The following is a 6,000-nucleotide window of genomic DNA, read 5'->3' on the forward strand; positions in this document are numbered from 1 at the left end:
GCTGTAGGGACAACCCTTGTGGTTGTCCGTCTACGGAACGGACATGGACAAGCACGGACAGGGACAAGCCCTGTCCCTACACTTCCGCCTTCTGTCCTGTGTTATTTATCCGTGCTAATTCGTGCATACCTGAACGGTTACCTTCTTTCAACTCTCCACTGTCCGCAAATGACGATGATATTTAAGGGCAAAGCGGTGCGCCTCGTCACGAATATGTTGAAGCAAATGCAGGGTAGGGGAATCCCGGGCAAGCAAGATAGGTGAGGAGCGATGAAGGGTAAAGATTTCCTCCTCAGTTTTGGCCAGGGCAATAAGGGGGACACCTTCCAGACCAAGCCGCAGCAGGGTGCCCCAAACTGAAGAGAGTTGGCCCCTGCCTCCATCCACCACGATTAAATCCGGCAGGGGGCTTTTTTCTTTCAATAAACGCCGGTAACGACGGCCGACCACTTCTTCCAGACAGCCATAGTCATCAGGGGCCTCAGCCGATTTGATCTTAAAACGTCGATAATCTCCCTTTTTTGGCCGGCCATTTTCAAAAACAACCACCGAGCCGGCCGCCGCCTTATCCCCTAAGTTTGAGATGTCAAAGGCCTCAATTCTCAAGGGGGGTGATTTGAGGCCTAAAAGATCCTTTAACTCTTCAGCCGCGGTCTCAGGGACGGCTTTTCCCTTTTGAGCCAGAAGAAGGGAGGCATTTTTAACGGCCAATTGAAGCAACCTCAAGCCTTCCCCACGTTTAGGCGCCTTAAGATTGACCCGGCTGCCCCGTTTCTGTCTGAGCCACTCACTTATCAGGTTCTCTTCTTCTATCCGGCAGGGGAGAAGGATTTGAGGCGGGATAGCCGGGGCTTTTAGATAATGCTGCTTTATGAAGGCGCTCACTATCTCTGCCGGGGTCTCACCACCCTGGAGGATGAAGTGCTCCCGACCGATCAATCTGCCTTGCCGAATAAAGAAGATAATAAGGCAGGCCAGATTATCCCTTTGAGCCAGGCCTAACACGTCTTCATCTATTGGCCTGTCCAGGACCATCTTTTGATGGGCCAGGATGGATTCCACCCCTTTTATCCGGTCCCTGATTTGGGCTGCCTTTTCAAATTCCAGCGCCCCGGCGGCTTCTTTCATTTGACCCTTGAGGTGGGTTATCACCTCCTCCCCCCGCCCGGCCAGAAAGAGACACATTTGATCCACCATCTTTCGATATTCTTCTCGACTAATTAGTCCGGCACAAGGGGCCAGGCAGCGCTGAATATGAAAATTGAGGCAAGGCCGGGCCTGTTTATCGGAAGTTATCTTTTGTTTGCAGGTCCGCAGGGGAAATATCTCCCGCCCAGACTTGAGCACCCCCCGCAGGACCCCGGCCTCGGTATAAGGTCCGAAATATTTTGCCCCATCCTCTTTCATCCGCCTGGTAATATAAACCCTGGGGAAATCTTCGGCCAGGGTAACCTTGAGTAAAGGATAGGCCTTATCATCCTTTAATAGGACATTGTATCGCGGTCGATATCTTTTGATAAGATTGCATTCGAGGATAAGGGCTTCTATCTCGGAATCAGTGACGATATACTCCACATCAGCCGCCACTGAGAGGAGAGCTGCTTCTTTAGGGGTATTACCACCTTTTTTGGGGCGGTAGGCTCTAACCCGTTTAATTAAGGAGACAGCCTTGCCCACATAAATGACCTCTCCTTTTTTGTTTTTCATCAGGTAGACCCCGCATGTATCCGGAAATTGAGCCAATTTTTGAGCAAATTTCGAGTTGGGGGCACCCGCTGCCAGGCCGGCTTTGCCTGGCGGGTCATCGAGTTTCGGGTTCATCTTTTACATCCGATCGCTCAGGATATCCATCCTGAAAGGAGGTGGCGTTAAGACTTTGACCTCATGGTTAATGCGCTTGGCTATTTGAGCTTCAGCTATTTCAAGGTCGTAACGTGCTTGTAGGCGCAACCATACAACAGCAGTTGTACCAAAATAACGAGATAGCCGCATAGCCGTGTCTGCCGTAATCGAACGCTTCCCACGCACAATCTGACTAATCCTCAATGCAGAAACGCCTATATCTTTAGCCACACGATACTGACTCAAGCCTAAAGGCTTCATGAAGTCTTCCAATAAAACTTCTCCAGGATGAATAGGTGGGAGTGTTTTCATGTCTCTCCTTTCAATGGTGATAATCAACAATCTCTACATCTCTCGCCTTACCATCAGCCCACTTGAAACAAATTCTCCATTGGTCGTTAATGCGAATGCTATACTGCTCTCCGCGAAGTTCTTCGAGTCTATTTCCAGGCGGTGCCAGCAAATCTCGGAAATTGTCTGCATCGTCCAAATAAAGGAGCTTGCGCCGAGCAGTTTTCTGAATATCCAACGGCAGTTTCCTTGACACTTTGCCTCTGAATATTTTCTCTGTTTCAGGGCTGGCGAAAGATTCAATCATTCTACTATAATATCATGAGGCGGTAGTATCGTCAAGCGATATCTTTGAGGGAAAACAAAAACACGAATCTCACCCGCTCCACGAAAAACACCAAAAGCCTTTTCAGCATCTAATAGAAGCTACCCTCTGCCCTTCTCCACGATGAAAGACCTTTCATGTTATTCGTGCATTAGTGAAATTCGTGTTTTTTAAAGCCGCTAATCTTTTTTCTTACACTCCTACTAAATCAAGCACATTGGCAGAAGCCACTCTTGAATGGGCCATTAGAGCATTTCCGCCTTCTGAAGCGATAAGGTCCTGAATACGAGCCATCACCTTGCCTGCTTCTTCGGCATCCTCAACCCTCGTGGCTGCAGCTTGAATGTTCTCTCTAAGAACGGCTAAGGTATCCATCCTCAGAGGGGATTCTGTAACTTGATCTTCCAGAGCTGATTGACTTAAACCTTCACCTCTCTTTAACTCCTGGCCGCCTTCTTGTTGTCCAACTCCCAGGAGCCTTTGAACCACATTTCCTACCTCCATGCTAACTCACCTCTCCTTCCTACGCAGTCAGGGGAAATAGAACCTCCCAGGAAAGCCTCCTCAAAACTTCCTCTGCCCTGCTTATTATCTATATCGGCAACTTAGCAAGCTAACTTTAGCAGTAAACAGTAAGTCAGTAGACAGTTAATAAAGGTTTAACTGACTACTGTTTACTGTCTATTGGAGTTTATCCACAAAAAATGCATCGTCTCTTCTCACTGTCCAGCCAGTATATGGAATTTTATAGCTCTTTTGAACCAATTTAGTTTTCCTTACTTCAGCCAACTTACTTCTTACTTTTTTCATCTTTTCAGCCAGAAGGATCTCATTCTCTTCTCTTCTTTTCATTAACTTTGTCCAAACACGCTCAATCTGGCTCAGGATAGTGGTTAGCTCTTTATCTTCCGAAAACTCTCCTTGCCTTTCTCTCCACCGCACGATTTCATCATCTAAAGATTTGATCTTGAGTTCTAATCCTGCTTCCTCCTTAGTCAAGTCCAGCAATCTATCGCCATCTTCCGCCTCTATTGCTTCCCTCTGCCACCTGCCTAAGTCGAACATCCTGGAGATGGCCCCCAATTGATCCTTGAGGAGCGATTTCAACTTCTGTAGTTCTTGGTCGCTTTCTGTAACCACCATTTACCTTCCCCATTAGCCACATTAAGCCGCCCGAGGAGGTCCCTTTATCACCTTCTCACTGGTAGTTTTTATCATTTCACTCCAGGCCTCTCGCAGTTCAACAAACATACTTTGAACTTCCTCTATTATCTTGGCCTCCTTCTTTATATTAGCATCAATTAAGCGGCGATTCATATAATCGTAAAGCCGATAAAGATTGGCGGATAGTTCTCCTCCCGCTTTCATATCCAATGATATCATCAATTCGTTAAGGATTTCCTGAGTGCGAATAAGCCTTCCCGAGACAACATCGTATTTCTTCTCTGGTAAAGCCTCTTTAGCCTGTTTAAGAAATTTTATGGCCCCTTCATAGAGCATAAGAATCAGTTTGGCTGGGCTTGCCGTCTCCACACTGGCTTGGCGATATCTTTGATAAGGATTAGTGACCATTGATTAATAAACCCTTCCGCCTGCGTTATGCACCTCCCCTCCCCCTTTTCACGGCATAACGTCTAATACGATGATGGGATCAGAAGATACCATCATCTTTGACAGATGACCTTTCTATCTTATTTATTTTAGCATTTCTCACGAAAGATGTCAACCCTTTTTTTTAGTAATCAGCCGACCGTTAGCAAATAGGGGGACATGGGGGACGGTGGTGTAGGAAGCAAAAAAACATTTGACAAATCAAATACCATAATGCATAATTGAACTATGCTAAGGAAACCTAGATTAGATGCTCCCGGAGCTTTACATCATGTGATCGTTCGAGGGATTGAACGAGGGGAAATATTCAGGAGTAAGATTGAATTGATTAAAGGAATAAAACCTCTTGACATAGATTAAGCTATAGGGTATCCTTGCCTCCAAAGGGTAGAGGAAGTAAAGAAGTAAGGGGGAAAATGACTCTATTTCCCAGGATTAACGCGCCTATCTTAAATGAAACTAAAGCGGCCGTCCTTGCTCAGGAGGCCAAGTTGGCTGATAATTTCCTGAGTCGAGGCCTCGGCCTTATGTTCAGGAAAACTCCAAAGGCTCTAATCCTTAGATTTTCAAAAGAAAGTCGATGGGGATCATCTATTCATATGGCCTTTATGTCTTTTGATCTTGACCTTATCTGGCTTTCCTCTTCTCTGAAAGTGATGGATATTAGAGAAAGAGTGAAGCCCTTTAATCTGTTTAAACCAGCTACCTGGCGGATTTATCTTCCCTCTGTCCCGGCCCGTTATGTCTTAGAATTACCTGTCGGTACTGTGACTAAAAGCCGGACAACAGTGGGAGATCAACTACAATTAATAATTAATAATTGGTAACCGTTCAGTTATAGCTGCACGGATTAGCACGGATAAATAACACAGGACAGAAGGCGGAAGTGTAGGGACAGGGCTTGTCCCTGTCCGTGCTTGTCCCTGTCCGTGCTTGTCCATGTCCGTTCTGTAGACGGACAACCACAAGGGTTGTCCCTACAGCCTAAGGACAGACCCGAATCACGGACACGACTTACGGATTTTCCGTGTTTCATCTGTGTGCATCTGTGGCTGAACGGTTACAATAATTGTAACTACTTAGGTAGATAGGCTGAAGGCTGAAGACTGAAGTCCAATCATCTTCTGGTCTCCGCATTTATTCCTAAAAGCCTTCAGCCTTCAGTCTATCCACCTGAATAGTTACATTGATAATTATGACCCTAATAACCCATACCGCAGTTGGACTTGGCCTGAGCAGTTTTTTCCCACCTTCTGACAGGTGGTTTGTCATTGCCTTCTCCCTTCTTCCTGATATTGATCATTTATTGACTTTGAAGAGCTGGCGGATTAGGCCTGGCGGTTTAAGGGCGAGTCGAACAGTAATGCACGAGCTTTTGGGGGCCACTACTTATACCATCCTGGGTCTTTTACTCTACCTTTGGGCGCCTCATATAGCCCGTCTTTTTCTCCTGAGCGTCTCAGTTCATCTTTTCCTGGATTTTATCTCCGGTTTTAGTCAACCTTATCGGATGATCAAAGGCGAAGGAAGTAAGATAGATTTAGGAGAAAATCTCTGGATTCGGATAGGCCAGGAAGTAGGCGTAAGCGGGCTGTTTTTATGGATGTTTTTATAGTATTAGCCGGCCAGACTCGATGCTCGATGCTCGATCCTGGATGCTCGATGCTCGATGCTCGACGCTGGATGCTGGATGCTCGACGCTGGATGCTGGATGCTCGACGCTGGATGCTCGATGCTCGACGCTGGATGCTCGATGCTCGACGCTGGATGCTCGATACTCGATGCTGGATGCTCGATGCTCGATGCTCGATGCTCGACGCTGGATGCTCGATGCTCGATCCTGGATGCTCGATGCTTGATGCTCGACGCTGGATGCTCGATGCTCGATGCTCGATGCTGGATGCTCGATGCTGGATGCTCGACGCTCGATC

The 6,000-nt window shown here is 46.9% G+C and carries 10 protein-coding genes; 4 read left to right on the plus strand and 6 right to left on the minus strand.

The genetic code is table 11. The annotated features are described in order from the left end of the window. Positions 1-147: 147 nt before the first annotated feature. The 6 genes from uvrC to fliS form a co-directional block, all read right to left on the minus strand. Complete coding sequence (uvrC, locus tag AB1797_04795) at positions 148-1,821, minus strand: excinuclease ABC subunit UvrC (GenBank protein ID MEW5766930.1); 1,674 nt, start codon at positions 1,819-1,821, stop codon at positions 148-150. Positions 1,822-1,824: 3 nt separating this feature from the next. Next, entirely contained in the window at positions 1,825-2,154 is a 330-nt protein-coding gene (locus tag AB1797_04800; GenBank protein ID MEW5766931.1) for a HigA family addiction module antitoxin, read from the minus strand. A 10-nt stretch (positions 2,155-2,164) separates the two neighbouring features. Then, complete coding sequence (locus tag AB1797_04805; GenBank protein MEW5766932.1) at positions 2,165-2,440, minus strand: type II toxin-antitoxin system RelE/ParE family toxin; 276 nt, start codon at positions 2,438-2,440, stop codon at positions 2,165-2,167. Positions 2,441-2,650: 210 nt separating this feature from the next. Next, the gene (locus tag AB1797_04810) at positions 2,651-2,962 is read right to left on the minus strand and encodes a hypothetical protein (GenBank protein ID MEW5766933.1); all 312 of its coding nucleotides are present in this window, start codon (positions 2,960-2,962) and stop codon (positions 2,651-2,653) included. 177 nt (positions 2,963-3,139) lie between these two features. Beyond that, positions 3,140-3,601 (minus strand): flagellar export chaperone FlgN, encoded by a 462-nt coding sequence (gene flgN, locus AB1797_04815; GenBank protein MEW5766934.1) that lies wholly within the window; start codon positions 3,599-3,601, stop codon positions 3,140-3,142. Between the two features lie 21 nt (positions 3,602-3,622). Beyond that, a complete protein-coding gene (fliS, locus tag AB1797_04820; protein MEW5766935.1) occupies positions 3,623-4,030 on the minus strand; it encodes a flagellar export chaperone FliS in 408 nt (135 codons plus the stop codon). A 267-nt stretch (positions 4,031-4,297) separates the two neighbouring features. On the opposite strand from fliS, the gene AB1797_04825 reads away from it, so the two are divergent. The 4 genes from AB1797_04825 to AB1797_04840 form a co-directional block, all read left to right on the plus strand. Further along, positions 4,298-4,429 (plus strand): hypothetical protein, encoded by a 132-nt coding sequence (locus tag AB1797_04825; protein MEW5766936.1) that lies wholly within the window; start codon positions 4,298-4,300, stop codon positions 4,427-4,429. A 56-nt stretch (positions 4,430-4,485) separates the two neighbouring features. Then, positions 4,486-4,896 (plus strand): DUF192 domain-containing protein, encoded by a 411-nt coding sequence (locus tag AB1797_04830; GenBank protein MEW5766937.1) that lies wholly within the window; start codon positions 4,486-4,488, stop codon positions 4,894-4,896. A gap of 368 nt (positions 4,897-5,264) precedes the next feature. Beyond that, positions 5,265-5,684 (plus strand): metal-dependent hydrolase, encoded by a 420-nt coding sequence (locus AB1797_04835; GenBank protein ID MEW5766938.1) that lies wholly within the window; start codon positions 5,265-5,267, stop codon positions 5,682-5,684. Between the two features lie 54 nt (positions 5,685-5,738). Then, the coding region (locus AB1797_04840; GenBank protein ID MEW5766939.1) for an AraC family transcriptional regulator at positions 5,739-6,000 on the plus strand (262 nt) is incomplete at its 3' end.

Source organism: bacterium, from assembly GCA_040753085.1.
Classification (GTDB): Bacteria; UBA9089; JASEGY01; order JASEGY01; family JASEGY01; genus JASEGY01.